The sequence below is a fragment of the Bacteroides mucinivorans genome (assembly GCF_034654355.2).
GTDB lineage: Bacteria > Bacteroidota > Bacteroidia > Bacteroidales > Bacteroidaceae > Bacteroides > Bacteroides nordii.
The window spans coordinates 1,683,300-1,701,319 of sequence record NZ_CP178179.1 but is presented as its reverse complement, the minus strand read 5'-3'; the positions used below and the strand labels follow the sequence as shown (position 1 = coordinate 1,701,319).

Below are 18,020 nucleotides of genomic sequence, written 5' to 3'. Positions count from 1 at the left end.
TGAGTACGCCGGGTGATGGCTAATTGTAACGCAGATAAAAAAATTCTGTGCAAGTTCGATTCATTTCTGTATGGTTTTGAATGTATTTCACCACAGAGTAACACGGAGTTCCACAGAGTTTAAATCTTTATTGAAACGCAGATTTTCGCAAAGGGAAACAAATATAAGATAAAGAAATACAGTCTTTTAATCTGTGTTTATATGTGTTAATCCGCGTTTCAATAAAGATTTAAACTCTGTGGAACTCTGTGTTACTCTGTGGTGGGTTTTACTCATTTCCGATCTGTTTTGAACTTAATGGTATTTGTCATTGTCATCAGTCTCTTTCTCCGGTATTGACAAAGCCCCCTCTCGTAGAGTAACGTATAAAGCCTCGGTGTGTAACGTTGTTTTAGATGTACATGTAAAGCGGTACGACATGTGCATGTGGGACAGCACGACATGTGCATCTCATGCTGCTTTACATGTACATGTAAAACAATACTGCTCACCGGGGAAAGGAACGTTCCTTTCCGAGAAAGACAAAGTACAATACCGGGCAAGGGTAACAATGCCGTCTATGGGCACTTCCGCCATCGAAAAGACAGGGCCATCATCTTCGTTACTGTACGGTTTTAAATATATCTCAAGTCCTGCCCTCAGAACAAACAAATATTTCCTCCCTTCCCTTTCATTTTTACCCAATTAATTTCTAACTTTGCCTCGCATTGGTTCATCTTCTCCATGCATTCGGAGAAGATGATTAAAAGGGAATCAGGTGAGAATCCTGAACAGTCCCGTTGCTGTATGTTTCATTCAAACGTAGTAAACACATACTTCATGCCACTGAAAGACTTCAAGTCGATTGGGAAGGCGTTTACTTACGGAAACGAGTCAGAAGACCTGCCATGCATATTTACTCAATAGCTTTCGAGGACAAGCTGTGAGGACGGAAACGTTGTAGCTCTTTGACAAAGAGTGGCTACAACTTCTCTATCATCATACATATTTGGACCTTTTTACAGCTATTTGATAATAACAATGAATAATAATTATCAAATTAGTTAACGCATGGGAAATAAGGCGAAGTGGATTACTGTCACTTTTCTGTTATTGACTACTTTAGTATATGCTCAACGCAACAAAGTAGATACATTGCATACTTATTGGATAGATGAGGTGACAGTCACCTCATCCAAAAAGTTGTCGAAAGAAATTATCCCCGTACAAATTATGGAAGGGGCGCAGCTGGAAAAGCTAAGCGTCCATTCCGTAGCAGATGCCATACGTTACTTTTCGGGCATACAAATTAAAGACTTCGGCGGTATCGGTGGATTGAAAACAGTTAATATACGCAGCATGGGAACTAACCATGTGGGAGTATTCTATGACGGTATCGAATTGGGCAATGCACAAAACGGACAGGTTGACCTCGGACGGTTCTCACTCGATAATATGGAAGCTGTTTCCATCTACAACGGACAGCGTAGTGCTATCTTCCAATCAGCTAAAGATTTTGGTTCATCAGGCTCCATTTACATGCAAAGCCGTACCCCTAAGTTTGAAGATTCCAAACGTTATAATATACGAGGCAGCTTCAAAACCGGGTCTTTTGGTGTTGTCAATCCGTCGATGCTTTGGGAACAGAATATCAACGACCGCCTTTCCAGTTCATTCAGTACCGAATACATGTTTACCACCGGACATTATAAATACCGCTACAAAACTACGGGAGGATATGATACCACGGCCGTACGCAAGAATGGAAATGTGAATTCTATCCGTATAGAAGGTGGGCTATATGGCAAAATAACCAATGGAGAGTGGAAAAGTAAAGCCTACTTTTATAAATCAGAACGAGGACTCCCCGGAGCAATGGTTCGTAACAAACTGTTTCACGAAGACCAGCAATGGGATACGAATTTGTTTGTGCAGTCGTCCGTCAGAAAACATTTTTCAGATAAATACAGTCTGTTGATAAACGGAAAGTATGCGTATGACTATCTGCACTACCTTGCCGACACGAAGAAAGACACTACAATGATGTATATTGAAAACCACTACCGGCAGCAAGAAGTTTACTTCTCAGCTGCCAACCTCTACTCATTCAATAAACACTGGAGTATATCTATGGCATTGGATTATCAGTGGAACAAACTGAATGCCGATTTATATAAATTCCCCTATCCCACCCGCCATACCACACTGGTATCGGTGGCAAGTGCACTCGACTTTGAACAATTCAAGCTGCAAGCCAGTGTACTGGGAACATTCGTCGTAGATCATGTACGCATAGATACGATGTCTATGGAGAACAAAAAGCAGATTACCCCTACTTTGGCGGCTTCTTACAAACCGTTTCGTAAAGTAAACTTCCACCTGCGCGGTTTCTACAAGAATATTTTCCGTATGCCTACTCTAAACGATTTATACTATACATTTATCGGCAATATCAAGTTGAAGCCGGAATTTACTACCCAGTATAACCTGGGATTCACCTATGCACCTGTCATCAAAGGGAAATGGCTAAAAAACATTGAGATACAAACAGATGCCTATTACAACGAAGTAGAAAATAAAATTGTAGCAATGCCCACCTCCAACCAGTTCCGCTGGACGATGACGAATCTTGGGATGGTAGAAATACGGGGAGTAGACGTAGCCATACAAAGCGACTGGAAACTACCAAAGGAAATATCCATTGATGCCCGGCTCACTTACACTTACCAGAAAGCACAAGACTTTACCGACATTAAAGACGATTATTACGGTGACCAGATACCCTACATCCCTTGGCACAGCGGTTCACTGATTATAAATGCTAACTGGCGGGAATGGGATCTCAACTACAGTTTCATATATACGGGAGAACGGTATGACATGCGTGCCAATATTCCGGAAAATTATGTACCGGAATGGTATACAAACGACCTGTCATTATCCCGTACTTTCAAGATAAAGAATCTGAACTACCGACTGACCGCAGAGGTTAATAACCTCTTCAATCAGCAGTTTGAAGTAGTAAAGAGCTACCCCATGCCGGGAACTAATTATAAATTTATTCTTACTATTCATATATAGACAAACAGATGAAAAAGCTATCGTTCATTACCCTCTTACTCACCGGTTGCCTTCTGATCTTTTCGTGCACAGGCGACGATGAAGTACTTGTACATTCTACCGGAACACAAGTACAGCCCCCTACTCATCCGGAATTTATTACAGGTTTCTATCTACTGAATGAAGGAAACATGGGAAGTAATAAATGTACCCTGGACTTCTTTGACTATACCACCGGATATTACCATAAAAACATCTATGCCGAGACCAATCCGTCTGTTGTGATGGAGTTGGGAGATGTAGGCAATGATATTCAGATTTACGGTGATAAACTGTATGCCGTTATCAACTGCTCGCACTTCATTGAAGTAATGGATAAAAACAATGCCCGCCATCTGGGCACTATTGATATCCCCAACTGCCGTTACATAACCTTTCATGAGGGATACGCCTATGTCAGCTCCTATGCCGGCCCCGTACAGATAGATCCCAATGCCCGCCTGGGATACGTAGCCAAAGTAGACACAGCCACTCTCCAAATAGTAAGCCAATGCCTTGTAGGATATCAGCCGGAAGAGATGGTGATTACAGGCAATAAACTCTATGTAGCCAATTCCGGTGGTTACCGCTTTCCTAATTATGACCGCACCGTTTCGGTCATCGACCTGAATACTTTCACCGAGCTTTACAAAATAGATGTTGCCATCAATCTGCACCGGCTCAAAGCAGACCGTTATGGCTACCTCTATGTAAGTTCACGGGGTGACTATTACACCATCCCGTCCGACCTCTATGTAATAGACAGCCGTACAGATAAAGTAGTAGAGAAGCTGGGTATTGCAGCATCCGAGCTATGTATTGATGATGATAATCTCTATCTCTACAGCACCGAATACAGCTATGTCAGCCAGCAGGAATGGGAGATTACCTATGCCCTGATCGATACCCGTACCCGAAAGGTTGTTACCCGGAACTTTATCACAGACGGAACAGAAAAATCAATAAAGAAACCTTATGGTATAGCCGTTAATCCGGAGACGAAAGAGTTTTTTGTAACAGATGCCAAAGACTATGTATCTCCGGGTACACTCTATTGCTTCACCCCGGAAGGAAAGAAGAAATGGTCAGTGACCACAGGTGATATTCCTGCACACTTTGTGTTTGTGCATAAATAATAAGCACAGCATCATCTATGATATAAAAGTTCAACAATTACTAAACATCTATTTATATGATCCACTTCAAATTACATTCTTATCTGGTGGCAAGCCTCTTTTCCGGTTGCTGCCTATGGTTTGCTGCGTGCTCAGAAACCCCCGACCCTCCTGTCGAAATAACCGATCCTATCGAAGTACCCTCCGATGATGGCAAGATCGTTATCGAAATTCCTGCCGGAGGACTTCAGATCCCCCGCTGTAAAATACTCTCCATCGCTCCTGTTCTGACAGGAGAAGAAACCTACGAAATGCAATGGAGCATAGGAGATTCCGTCATCTCTTCTCAAAAAGAACTGGAATTTATAGCACTCAATCCGGGACAGTATTCTATCACATTGCAAGCTACAAACAGCGAACAAAAAAAGAGTACACTGGACTTTACTGTCACCGTAAAGCAGGAAGAGAAAAACTACTCCCCCTATATCACTTCCATACCGGAATATAAGCCGGCACCGGGACAGTTCGTCAACGAGCTTCCCAAATACGAAGAAGGAGATACTCAAAGGGCTATCAACCAAAAAGTACTCGAAGCCATCGGATACAATACCCGTGGAATGATTACTTTGGGCGGTTATGGCGGTTATGTAATCTGTGGCTTCGATCACACCATTGTAAATGTACCGGGTCAGTATGATCTCAAAATTCTTGGTAATGCTTTTCATGCTAATGCTAACCCTAACCCGGAAGCACCGGAAGAAGGCGGAAGCTGTGAGCCGGGTATTGTCATGGTGGCATACGACCGCAATAAAAACGGCATTGCCGATGACGATGAATGGTATGAACTGGCAGGAAGTGAATATACCAAAGAAACCACTCTCAAAAATTATCAGATTACCTATTATCGTCCGGACGAATATCACGAACCGGTAGAAGCACCCGAAGACGAACAATCCTGGAATACAGATGCGGAATATATCGCATGGCAAGATAACCGGAATACGCAGGGCTTTATGCCTAAAAACATATACCACCGGCAGGATTATTATCCGAAATGGCTGGAAGAAGATGAACTCTCTTTCAAAGGTACACTGCTGCCCAATAATGCAAAAGACGAAAGCGGTGAAGGTAAGTACTGGGTGCTTTACGCTTATCCATGGGGATATGCCGATAACGGACTTAATGTAGATGAAACCTCCAACTTCAACATCGAATGGGCTGTAGATGCCGAAGGCAATCCGGTACATCTGCCAGGTATTGATTTTGTGAAGATTTATACCGGAGTCAACCAATACTGTGGCTGGCTGGGCGAAACATCTACCGAAGTAATGGGAATTAATGACTTACATCTATTAAATAACTAATCATTCAAAACAATTATGAGAAAACTATTATCGCTATTAGGATTAATGTGCTTTGTCTGCATTGGGTTGCAGGCACAACAAACTATGTTCGTGCAGGGAGTACCCCGGCAAGTTTCGACTCTCCCGAAAGCACTGAAAAGTACCGGTATCTCAATCGATGCTTCAAAAATCAAGTATTATGTAGGCGAAGGAAGCAAAACCTCCGTACTCGTGATACGATGGAACGACGGTAGAGGTGCCGAAAACCTTGTTTGGGGATACAAATGGGAAGATGCCGCAAAAGCTACCGGTGACGCTATGCTGAGAGCTATAGCCAAAGCCGACCCACGTTTCTATATGCTGGTTTACGGTGATACACAATACGGATCTGCCATAGGTGGATTTGGATTCGACCTGAATGGCAATAGAAACATTGGCTTGAAAAAAGGTGATGAAGAGAAAAAAACAGATGAAGAGGGGTTAGTACACACCTCAGCATATGACTTTGACGACTATACCGCCATAGATGCTACCGACCACTGGGCCTCAGGATGGTATAGTGGATATTGGAGCTACTATACAGCCGGTAATCTTACAGAAGAGCCGGATTATAGCAGTGTAGGAGCCTCCAGCCGTATATTGACCGATGGCTCTCTCGACTTATGGTCATTTTCTTCTTTCTCCGGTTCGGGTGAAGCAGCCGAAATAAACTATTACTTCTATGTTCCCACTCCGGAAACAGGTATCTATCTTCCGGATGAGATTACGCTTCCTATTTCAGACGGTGGTGTACTGCCTACTATTCTGGGCTGTAATGGTGAAACAGCCGGTACCATGCTGTGGACCATCCAGGATAAAGAGTCTCAAAAAGATAATACCCTTATCAAAACGATACGCAGTACTAAAGATGCTTTCAATGGTGCAGTCACTTTTGCCGGAAATAAAACCGGAGATGCCTATGTTTACTTTAGAACAAAGATAGGAAACAGTGCAAACTATTTTCAATCTAACACCTGCAAGATTACAGTAACAGCACCCGAAAAGCCTATCACAAAAATTGCATTCCAACAGGCAGAAATGGAGTCAGGAATCAAGCAAACGGTGGAAAACCCATTGACTCTTACTCCTTCCAATGCGACTTACACCGCTCTCACTTACACCAGCAGCAATAAAGAAGTGGCATCCGTCAGCACAGCCGGAAAAATCACGACTACTGCTACCGAAGGGGAGACAATCATCACTGCTACCAGTATATACGATGAAAATGTAACAGCTTCATTTAAGCTGACCGTAAAATGCCAGAAAGCAGTAGAGAAGATTGAACTTGGTGGTGAAAACAAAGTGATTGAAATAGAATTCAAAGACATCTATTGCCCGGTTCCTGTTATCACCCCTGCCGATGCTGACTATACCGATGTTACTTACCAGATTGCAGATCCTGACATCGCCAGTTTCTATCAGGCTAATATCATTGCGAAAAAGGTAGGAGAAACTACCATGACTGTAACCGCCAAAGACGGAAAAGGAGCAAGCACTACCGTAAAACTAATTGTGAAAGAACGTGACCACTCTCCTTATGCCGGATATCAGGATGGTACATTTATCCTGAATGAAGCCTGGTTCGGACACGAAAACGGTGATATGAATTTCCTTACCGAAGATAAGGAACTGATGTATCGTGTATACGACCGGGAGAATCCGGGAGAAGCCTTTGGTGCCACTTCTTGCTACGGTATGATTTATGCTGATAAGTTCTTTGTTATCTCTAAACAACCCAAAGACGGAGGAGACAGTACCCCCGGTGGTGGCCGATTGGTAGTGATGAATGCCAAGACATTAAAGAAAATTGCCGGATTCGATGTTATCGGAGGCGGTGACGGACGTGCCATAGTAGGCGTAAACCCTGATAAAGTCTATATCAGTACTACTGCCGGTGTAGTTGTATTTGATGTTAAAAACCTCAAAGTAGGTGATATCATTGAAGGAACACAAGGTGCAAGCTTATACAACGGACAGACCGGAGATATGGTAAAAGCCGGCAAATATGTATTTGCCATCCAGCAAAGTAAAGGTACAAACATTATTGATACAGAAACCGACAAGCTGGTAAAATGCATTGAAAACAGCAAGATACAAGGCATTACACAAGGTGCCGACGGTAGTGTATGGCTGGGATCAACCAATACATTGGAACGTCTGAATCCGGAAACTCTGACAATAGAAGAAACCCTGCAATTACCGACAGGCGCAGAAATCAGCTGCTCATGGGGAGCATGGAGACCTACTCCATTCTGTGCAAGCCGCACGAAAAATATACTTTATTGGTCAGGAGGCAGTAGCGTCATGTATGGAGGAGCCGGATATTATCGTTACGAGATAGGTACGGATATCAGTACTATCAAGCCGTTCTTCAGTGTAGCCGAACTACCGGGAGCAACAGAAGGAAAACTTCAGACCTCTTATGGAACACCCCGCTATGACGACCGTACGGATGAATTAATCGTAATGACAACACAAAAAGGAGCCGGAACGGATTACGAACACAACTGGATTCACATTGTGAACGGTACAACCGGAGAGTTGAAAAAGACTATCAAACTGAAACAATACTATTGGTTCCAGGCCATGCCTATCTTCCCGGACAAATATGCACCGGAAGTAAATGGCGTAGAAAGTACATTATCATTTACCACAAGTAGCGCACCTACTGTTATTGATCTGACGGACAAAGTGACCGATAAGGACAACCTAACGTACAATATCAGTAAAACATTAAAAAGTGTGAGCAATGAAAGTATTGCTACTGCAACATTAGAAGGTAATACACTGACTGTAATTCCAAAAGCTATCGGTGAGACAACCATTACACTCGCAATTGAGTCCAATGGCGTAGTTGTAGAAAAGAATATTCATGTAGTAGTATCCGGTGGTACCGGCATTAACGATGTGGAAACCGGAAAAACAATTTACTGCAAAGACAACATGCTCAGCATTTACGGATACGAAGGATACAGATTTATCATGTACAACAGTAACGGACAGGCAATCGGTAGTTACGAAGTAAACAGCGATCGCTACAACGCTCCGACAAATGTTGCCCGTGGAATCTATCTGCTGAACGGACATACAGGCAAACAAACTGTCTCCGCAAAAATCATTGTTGAATAAAAGTTCCGGAATAAAGTAGAAAGGAGGTTTCGCTTCCTTATCTACCCAATAGAATAAAGAGAAGCTGCTTCATTTGTTAGCAGCTTCTCTTTTTGTTATCCTGTTGAATCCATTTTTTCTGAGGCTTCAGGCATCGGATGAAAAAGGTATATAACTACATTCTGTGATAGATTTCATTGAACGGTACTCTCCCCCGTTCTCCCCAGATTCCTTTATTTCCATTTCGTATTCCACAAGGAATTACCATGTTTATTCCGGCACCATGAGGTAGTTTCAGTAACTTCTTGATTCGTTTGCTATCAAAGCCTTCCAAAGGACAAGTATCATATCCTTCATTTGCCATAGCAATCATAAATGTTTGTGCAGCAAGTGCACAGGATTTATGAACGACCACACGCATATCACTTTCAGAAACTTCCCGCATCATCGGGCGGAATAAGCTGATACTCTTAGCCAGTATTACCCTCAAAAAGCCTAAGATTCCAAAAAAACGGGCGTAAATGAAAGGCATTAGTTTCCCATAATATAATTCCCGGTCTTTGATACGTTTCTCCTGACGTTCTTTCGGACTATTTCGCATGATATTTCCTTTTTCAAATTCAAGAACGGACTTTGCACGCTTCTTATACAGATCCTGACGTGTAACGAAAACAACTATTTCTGAAGCCGTAGCAGTAGCTGACTGCCCAAGACAGGCTTTTGAAATCTCCGCCAACAATTCGGGGTTCGTTATTTGGTAGAACTCCCACAATTGCATATTCGAGCTATTGGGAGCTAAAGTTGCTAATTCCAGACAGTATTTCACCGTTTCCGGTTTTACTGGTTTTTCTTTATCAAACACTCGTACGGAACGACGGAAGTTCAAGACCTCTTCTAAATTCATTTTATACTCTATTTATTAAATTAGTTTCACTCAATTGTTACATAACAACTATTACTGACAGTATCAGATACATAATATCCCGTTTCATGTTGATAAGTAATCATTCTGAAACGATCACAAATAATGTACCAATTAGCTCATTATTTATCAAATATCCAACAACTGACCCACATTAATAACATAATTGCAAGCTAACTGTATTGCAGTCGGCCAGATTATTAACATAAATTCTATTACATTGAAACAGACATGAAAAGAGTAAAGCTCTCTGCTGATTTCAGAAATGCCTCCCTAAAGTCTTGTCTAAACTTTAGGGAGGCATTCTTAAACTAATTCATGAACCTCACACAGAGGTATGCCAATCAGGCAAGGAATGAAATCAATACTCCCGCAGCTACGGCTGAACCGATAACCCCGGAGATATTACTTGCCATGCAATACTGCAACACATGATTCTTTGAATCGTACTTCAAGGCAATTTCATTTGCTACGCGACTTGCCATAGGCACAGCACTCAATCCCGTGGCACCGATCAACGGGTTAATCTTTTTCTTAGAGAAGAGGTTGAATAGTTTCACGAGGAAGATACCTCCGGTAATACTCAGGGCAAAAGCAAGGAACCCGCCGACTACAATACCGATAGTAGTCCAGTTGAGGAAAGCCTCAGCAGTCATGGTAGCACCTACGGAAAGCCCCAGGAAAATAGTTGCAGCATTCATAATACTGTTGGAAGCGGCATCAAACAGACGGAAGGTGTTGCTGCCTATTTCCTTCACAAGGTTACCAAACATCAACATACCAATCAACGGCACAGCACTCGGCACAAAGAGAGCAACAACAGTAGTCACCGCAATCGGGAAGATAATTTTCAATACACGCAGATTTTTGATTTCCGTCTTTGAAGGATATTTCTTCTCCTGTTCTTTCATATTGATACTCAGCTCTTTTTTAGTACAGAGCAAACGGACTACCATCGGAATAATCACCGGAACCAGTGCCATATAAGAGTAAGCGGCAATAGCAATCGGTCCCAGCAAATGAGGAGCCAGTTTAATAGTGGTAAAGATAGCCGTAGGACCATCAGCTCCTCCAATGATACCCAATGAAGCTGCTTCCTGGGGAGTAAAACCGATCAGGATAGCTACCAGCAACACGGTAAAGATACCCAACTGGGCAGCTGCCCCGAATATAGAAAGATGCAGATTACGCAACATTGGTCCGAAGTCAGTCAACGCACCCACTCCCATAAATATAATAGGTGGCAGGAATCCCGTCTTTATCAACATATAATAGATGAAGTTCATGAGTCCTAACTCATGGGCAATGTCATGCAAAGGCATTTCCCAAATGCTCTTCATCACACCATTCACCATCACCATACCGTTCTCATCGGCCTGAATAACCCCCATATCACCTCCTGGGAAGTTGGCAAGCAGCACGCCAAAAGCAATAGGTATCAATAGCAACGGTTCGTATTGTTTCTTGATACCCAGATAGAGCAGAACGAAAGCGATAGCATACATTATCAGAAACTGCGGTTCGGCAATGATATTGCTGAAAGCAGTCATATCGTATAAGTTTTCAAATATCTCGTTCATTATCCTATCTTCATTAATATGTCATCTTCAGAAACTGTATCTCCCGGATTACTGCAAATAGCCGTCACTGTACCACCAAACTCGGCACGAATGGCATTATACGTCTTCATAGCTTCCACATAGCAGAGTACATCTCCTTCTTTTACGGTATCCCCAACTTTCAATGCTGTCTCCTGTGCATTCTTTACAAGGAAGAATTTACCTTCCAACGGAGAAAGTACATCTTTACCCTCACCTACCGGGGCAGCAGCAGGAGCAGCAGGAAGTTCGGCATCACCATAAGCCACAGTAACGCGATAAGCCTGTCCGTCTACCTGCACAGTAAGTGTTTTGGGTTTCGCATCTTCCTGAGGCGATTTATCTCGTTCTGCACGGCGTTTGGCCACATCAGCAAGGAAATCTTCTTTCGCTTTGCCACTCTTATAAGCCTCGTACTGTGCAGGGTGCATGGCGTATTCAAAGAGTTCTTCGTCATCTTCACCTGTTTCCCATTTATTCTCTTTCATCAACTTGCGATACTTATCAAGGTCGTCCGGATAATTATCCTGCGGATCACCTTCAAAGAATTTACGACCTTCACGCTCGGCTTTCTCTATAATCTCGGGAGCCAATTTACCAGGCAAACGTCCTGCCTTACCAAGTATCATATCCCAAATGTCATCAGCAATCATACCCCAGCGCTCTTTGCCTTTCTCCATAGCTATCACATTCATCATAGCTAAATTCTTAACATATTGGCTGAACGGGGTCACTAAAGGAGGATAACCGACACGCGGCCATACATAAGCCACTTCGTTGAAGAGCTTAATCAGTAACTGATCCTGCGTCATGAAAGGCAGATTGTGTTTAGCTTTATATTTATTGATGGATTCCAGATTGGTTTCGAGATCGGCCATAAGGCTCCCCATCATACCACCCGGAAGCCCCGGAGCAATAAGCAGGGAATTCATCAGACGATTCTTCGGACTGATGTAAAGTCCAAGAAAATCATCCATAAATTCCTGAATCATGCCACGTACTTTCATGTACGCCTCCATATTTATTTCAGGTACCTTGAAACCGGCATCCTTCAGCATAGCCTGCACACTAAGCAAATCGGCATGACCAGTACCCCAGGAGAGTGGTTCCATACCCACATCAATATAATCGCAACCCGCCTCGCAAACTTCAAGAATGCTTGCCATATTAAAACCAGGTCCTGCATGACTATGATACTGCACAGGAATATCAGGATGTGCAGCTTTTATATTGGCTACAATCTTTCCCAGGGAAACAGGGCGTCCGATACCTGCCATATCTTTGATACAGATCTCATCTGCCCCCAGTTTTATCAGTTCCAAAGCCATATTAGTATAGTACTCTACAGTATGGAGGGGCGAATGAGTTATACAAAGTGAACATTGCGAAATCATCCCCGCATCATGGGCATAGGTGATTGAAGGAGCAATATTACGAACATCATTCAATCCGCAGAAAGTACGGGTGATATCTGTTCCCTGAGCTTTCTTTACTTTATAGAAGAGTTTGCGCACATCGGCAGGAACAGGGCTCATACGGAGTCCGTTCAGGGCACGATCAAGCATATGGGTTTGAATACCGGCTTCATGGAAAGGTTTAGTCCATTCGCGGACAGCACGGTTGGGGTTCTCACCAAACAACAGATTCACTTGCTCAAAACCGCCACCATTGGTTTCAACACGGGCAAAACATCCCATTTCAATAATAGCAGGAGCTACTTTAACAAGCTGGTCTACACGAGGTACATATTTTCCGGCACTCTGCCACATATCTCTGAAAACCAGACTAAACTTGATTTCTCTTTTCATATTCTTTTAGTTGTGTCTTGATAATTTGTCAATTAAATAACGTGCCGGTATATTACAACCCTCATAAGCGCAGCCAATCGGTACATTGGCAAATTGGCACATTAATCTATTATTTATAATTTCTCTACCTTTGTCACTTTACCCTTCCCCTGAGTTACTACATTAACAGCCGCAGTAATTGCAGCCAGGATATTCCCAGGAACAGGTGCAGGACCTTGCGAAGAAGTCTGTTTGACAGGCACTACCTCTTCGGGAGCATATTTATTGACGAGTGAGATCAGTAATTTACCAAGATAAATAACGATAAGTAAAATGACGAACACGGTAGCCATACCAACTACCATCAGCAGAAACGCTGTCTCTAAGTTTTCCATATAATAAGTTATTAGTTGTTTGATCGGTCTTCAAAAAATCGCTCGAAATTACCAATAAAAGAAGAAAAAATAAAGGCAGGAAAGAATAAAAAAAGCTAAATCGGAAGATCAGAGGAGGAAAAACAAAGAATAATAAGGCTTGCAATAGTGGACTATGACAGTTTACGGTTCTGCTCACCACAGAGTGACACAGAGTTTCACGGAGTTTTATTATCCGGATAAAACGCAGATTAACGCGAATTAGCACAGATTAAAGTGCTGATGTTCTTTCTTTTGCACCTGTGTTTTTGCGTTAATCTGCGTTAATCCGCGTTTCAACTAGAAAAATAGTACTCTGTGAAACTCTATGTCACTCTGTGGTGAACTCTGAACTCAGAACTCGCTCGTAAAGTGGAACTTTATCTTCTTAAAGTCCATCTGTGCCATTTGCAATACATAGTTGGAGTCTGCCAGAAATACGTCCCTACCCTCACGGTCTTTTGCCATGAACTGATATTTACGTTTCTTGAATGCTTCCAGCTCTTCAGCATCATCACTTTCAATCCAGCACGCTTTGTAGAGGCTTATCGGTTCCCAACGACAAGAAGCATTATATTCATTCAGCAAACGATACTGGATCACCTCAAACTGAAGTTGACCTACCGTACCAATAATCTTCCGACCATTAAACTGGTTGACAAACAACTGTGCCACACCTTCGTCCATCAACTGATCAACTCCTTTAGCAAGCTGTTTCTGCTTCATAGGATCAGCATTCTCAATATACTTGAACATTTCGGGCGAGAAACTCGGCAAACCACGGAAATGCAATAACTCACCTTCTGTCAGCGTATCACCGATTTTAAAGGTACCATTATCCGGCAAACCAATGATGTCACCTGCATATGCCTCATCAATCGTAGTCTTGCGCTGGGCCATAAACTGTGTAGGCGACGAAAAACGCATCGTTTTTCCATGACGCACATGCAGATAAGGAGCATTACGCGTGAACTTACCCGAACAGATTTTACAGAAAGCAATACACGAACGATGGTTCGGGTCAATATTAGCAGTAATTTTAAAGACAAATCCGGTAAATTTCGGTTCATCAGGTTCCACCTCACGTTCTTCTGCCTGGACAGGACGAGGACTGGGAGCTATCTCTACAAAGCAGTTGAGTAGTTCCTGCACACCAAAGTTATTCAATGCCGAACCAAAGAATACAGGTGCACAATCTCCTGCCAGATAAGTCTCATTGTCAAATTCAGGATAAACACCTTCAATCAGTTCCAGATCACCACGCAGTTTGTCTGCCAGTGTAGCACCAATCTGGTTGTCCAGTTCTTCACTATTGATATCCACTGCAATTTTCTCTGTCACCACCTGCTTAGAGGGCTGATAGAGATCTAACTTATTCTCATATATATTATATACACCTTTGAAACGGGCCCCCTGTTCAATAGGCCATGACAACGGGCGAACCTGAATCATCAGTTCTTCTTCCAGTTCGTCCAGCAGGTCAAACGGATCTTTACCCTCGCGGTCCATCTTATTAACAAAGATGATAACAGGTGTCTTACGCATACGACACACCTCCATCAACTTACGGGTTTGTGTTTCCACCCCCTTCGCACCGTCTACTACAATGATAACGCTATCCACAGCGGTCAGTGTACGATATGTATCTTCGGCAAAGTCCTGATGGCCCGGAGTATCGAGAATGTTAATTTTATAATCGCGGTAATCGAACTCCATCACGGAGGTAGTTACTGAAATACCACGCTGTTTTTCAATCTCCATCCAGTCCGATGTAGCCGTTTTTTTTATTTTATTACTCTTTACGGCACCTGCCACCTGTATCTGTCCACCAAAAAGCAATAACTTTTCAGTCAATGAAGTTTTACCGGCATCCGGATGTGCAATAATGGCGAATGTACGCCTTCTCTGTATTTCTGAATTATCTGCCATACAATAAATTAATCATTCAATAATGCCATGCAACGCGCAAGGCTCTCTTCCCAATGAGGGATTTCAATATCAAAAGTGGTTTTAATCTTCGTTTTGTCAAGCACCGAATAGTGTGGGCGGGCCGCCTTCGTAGGATAGTCTGCCGTATGCAATGGATGTACCTTGCAAGTAGTGATACCTGCCAGACGATGAATTGTTTTTGTAAAATCATACCAGGAGCACACTCCTTCGTCACTAAAATGATAAACACCACGCACTATACCTTTATTAATAACAGCATAAATGGCCCGTGCCAGATCATTGGCATAGGTAGGTGTTCCCACTTGGTCAAAAATCACCCCCAATGCTTCACGCTCGCGTCCCAGACGTATCATTGTCTTCACAAAGTTATTACCATAAATGGAGTAGAGCCATGCCGTACGGATAATGACAGCCTTTTCACAACCTTCCATCACCGCCTGCTCACCTGCCAGTTTGGTAGAGCCATATACAGAAGCCGGACAAGTTGGTTCTTCTTCTGTATAAGGAATATGAGCTGTTCCGTCAAAAACGTAATCAGTAGACACCTGTATGATAGCCGCACCCCGGTGCTGGGCAGCACGGGCAAGATATCCCGGTGCGATATGGTTCAGCTTATCACATAGCTCACGATTGTCTTCCGCATTATCCACCGCAGTATAAGCAGCACAATTCACAATCAATTCGATTTCATTCTCTGCAACAAAAGCTTCAACTGCTTCTTCATTACAGATATCGAGTTCCTGTACATCCGTAAAGAAATAAGTGTGTTGTGCATTTTCTGCAGAAAGTACCTTCATCTCGTTACCTAACTGTCCGTTAGCTCCGGTTATCAGTATATTCATAATCAATAATTTTTCAATGTGCTAATACGCCAATTATCATACAGCGCATCGTTATAGCGCAACCAATTGGAACATTATTTATATTGGCGCATTATTTATTCTAATTCCAATTCTCCTTTTTTCTCTTTATCATAGTAGTTTGCCAACATCGAGAGGAAACTACTGATAGACTCTATCGCCTTTGTAGTACCTTCACTCACCTCTTTTTTCTGCAAACGTAATAACATTACACCATACAATGCCTCAAAACAAGTTTCCAATTCAGGTTCTTCCTTTTTACCGCTCTTACTACGCAATTCTACTATAAAAGGCAATGCTTTGAAGTAAGCAGCATTATAAAACGGAAATTTCGGAGAAGCAAGCAGTACGTTATGTAAATCCGTCAGGTTAATGATAACATTCTTATTAATTTGCAAGTGGCCTTTCTCGCGGACATTTTCCTCGCGCATCATGGTAATGAGATTACCATACCACTCACGCAATGCCGGACGGTCTTCTTCCGGATAACGGGCAATGATGTTTTGTTCTACCTGATCGAGATCACACCCATTGGCACGAATCAGATCCTCTACTTGCCACATATATATAAGGTATTCGGCAATATTCTTCTCTTTTAGTTGTTGTGCTATTTTCATCTCTTCAATGTCTCCCTTCTTAATTTCAATAAATTGACTCTCCAAGCAGGGTATAGATCAATCCCACTATGGATACCAGCATAACAATACTACCTATGACACGGTTCAGAATCCAAATACCGCGCAGGTTGAACTTTTTACGCACTTTATTGACGAAAAAAGTAATTCCAAACCACCAGGCTAATGCACCGACAGCGATAGCCAGATATCCGGTGATTGTTTCAAAGAGTAATACGCCCGGCTGCAGAAAAGCAAAACGGGCAAAAAGACCAATAAACAGGAATATAATGAGCGGATTAGAAAGTGTGACGGCAAAAGCCGTGACAAAATTATGAAAATAAGAACCTTTGTTGGTAGATGCCGGACGAATGGATTTTACCGGATTACTACGAAATGTATAAATACCAAAAAGAAGCAGCATAAGGCTTCCTAATAATTGCAGATAGAAAATATTTTTATCAATATAGTCGAAGATAAAACTCATTCCATAGCCTGTCAGCAGGGCATATGCAATATCGCTCAAAGAGGCTCCCAATCCGGTCACGAATCCATACCAACGCCCTTTATTTAAAGTGCGCTGAATGCAAAGGACTCCGACCGGCCCCAACGGAGCGGAGACAATAACGCCGATAGCAAAGCCCTTTATCAATATATCGAGAATTGTTTCTATCTGATTCATGTCGCAAATATCGCACTTTTTTATGAGACGGACATAGGTTATTAACGTTTTTTCGACTGAGTTTGTGCGAGAAAAGTTGTTACGGGCAACAGATTTATAGCTAAACCACCTAAAGAAACAAAAATACCATGAGCTGTACGGAACACAATCCGATAACACAAACCCCCTCTACAGTCACATTTGAGCTAAACGAATCCGTCCGGAAATGACCTGAACCGGGAAACACTTTTTTACGGCATTTACAACATCACCGTGAGAGGTCCATGAATAAGAGTCACTTTTAGCGTGCAATAATGCTGCTATAAACCTACTACTAAAGAAAGAAAAATGCCGGTTACATTTCATACGGTTACCGGTTACATCCGATCCAATTCCCGGTTACGCTCTATCCACTTCCCGGTTGTATGAAAAAACAGCTCATAACTTCGGGATACCGATGAATTTGTTTATCTTTGCACCGTAAAGAAAACGAGACTTATCTTCATATCCCGAAGAAGTTTCAATCGTTAAA

At 42.5% G+C, this 18,020-nt stretch carries 12 protein-coding genes and 1 riboswitch; of the genes, 4 read left to right on the top strand and 8 right to left on the bottom strand.

The window, feature by feature from the left end:
* Positions 1-691 precede the first annotated feature (691 nt).
* A riboswitch (cobalamin riboswitch) is annotated at positions 692-905 on the top strand.
* Between the two features lie 145 nt (positions 906-1,050).
* From VCM39_RS05880 to VCM39_RS05865, 4 genes are read left to right on the top strand one after another with little or no spacing between them, the layout of a single operon-like run.
* Positions 1,051-3,060 carry a TonB-dependent receptor gene (locus VCM39_RS05880; protein WP_322933307.1) on the top strand — a complete coding sequence of 670 codons (2,010 nt, stop codon included), beginning with the start codon at positions 1,051-1,053 and terminating at the stop codon, positions 3,058-3,060.
* Between the two features lie 8 nt (positions 3,061-3,068).
* Complete coding sequence (locus VCM39_RS05875; protein WP_221649847.1) at positions 3,069-4,214, top strand: YncE family protein; 1,146 nt, start codon at positions 3,069-3,071, stop codon at positions 4,212-4,214.
* A gap of 56 nt (positions 4,215-4,270) precedes the next feature.
* Positions 4,271-5,557: a PKD-like domain-containing protein gene (locus VCM39_RS05870; protein ID WP_322933306.1), complete on the top strand. Its 1,287-nt coding sequence runs from the start codon at positions 4,271-4,273 to the stop codon at positions 5,555-5,557.
* A 15-nt stretch (positions 5,558-5,572) separates the two neighbouring features.
* On the top strand, positions 5,573-8,704 hold the full coding sequence (locus VCM39_RS05865; protein ID WP_322933305.1) for a DUF5074 domain-containing protein: 3,132 nt from the start codon (positions 5,573-5,575) through the stop codon (positions 8,702-8,704).
* A gap of 154 nt (positions 8,705-8,858) precedes the next feature.
* Here VCM39_RS05865 and VCM39_RS05860 read toward each other — a convergent pair whose 3' ends face one another.
* The 8 genes from VCM39_RS05860 to VCM39_RS05825 all read right to left on the bottom strand — a co-directional run bounded on the left by VCM39_RS05860 (position 8,859) and on the right by VCM39_RS05825 (position 17,509).
* A complete protein-coding gene (locus VCM39_RS05860; RefSeq protein WP_322933304.1) occupies positions 8,859-9,587 on the bottom strand; it encodes a nitroreductase family protein in 729 nt (242 codons plus the stop codon).
* 362 nt (positions 9,588-9,949) lie between these two features.
* Positions 9,950-11,185 (bottom strand): sodium ion-translocating decarboxylase subunit beta, encoded by a 1,236-nt coding sequence (locus VCM39_RS05855; protein ID WP_221649851.1) that lies wholly within the window; start codon positions 11,183-11,185, stop codon positions 9,950-9,952.
* Positions 11,185-13,011: a biotin/lipoyl-containing protein gene (locus tag VCM39_RS05850; protein WP_221649852.1), complete on the bottom strand. Its 1,827-nt coding sequence runs from the start codon at positions 13,009-13,011 to the stop codon at positions 11,185-11,187. The genes VCM39_RS05855 and VCM39_RS05850 overlap by 1 nt, the downstream gene beginning before the upstream one ends.
* 113 nt (positions 13,012-13,124) lie before the next feature.
* Positions 13,125-13,385, bottom strand: coding sequence for an OadG family protein (locus tag VCM39_RS05845; RefSeq protein ID WP_221649853.1), 261 nt, complete (start codon positions 13,383-13,385; stop codon positions 13,125-13,127).
* 372 nt (positions 13,386-13,757) lie between these two features.
* Positions 13,758-15,332: a peptide chain release factor 3 gene (locus tag VCM39_RS05840; protein ID WP_221649854.1), complete on the bottom strand. Its 1,575-nt coding sequence runs from the start codon at positions 15,330-15,332 to the stop codon at positions 13,758-13,760.
* An 8-nt stretch (positions 15,333-15,340) separates the two neighbouring features.
* Positions 15,341-16,195: a dTDP-4-dehydrorhamnose reductase gene (gene rfbD, locus VCM39_RS05835; RefSeq protein WP_322933303.1), complete on the bottom strand. Its 855-nt coding sequence runs from the start codon at positions 16,193-16,195 to the stop codon at positions 15,341-15,343.
* Positions 16,196-16,290: 95 nt separating this feature from the next.
* Complete coding sequence (locus VCM39_RS05830; RefSeq protein WP_289293181.1) at positions 16,291-16,830, bottom strand: DUF4924 family protein; 540 nt, start codon at positions 16,828-16,830, stop codon at positions 16,291-16,293.
* Between the two features lie 25 nt (positions 16,831-16,855).
* Positions 16,856-17,509 (bottom strand): LysE family translocator, encoded by a 654-nt coding sequence (locus VCM39_RS05825; protein ID WP_221649857.1) that lies wholly within the window; start codon positions 17,507-17,509, stop codon positions 16,856-16,858.
* Between the last annotated feature and the right edge of the window lie 511 nt (positions 17,510-18,020).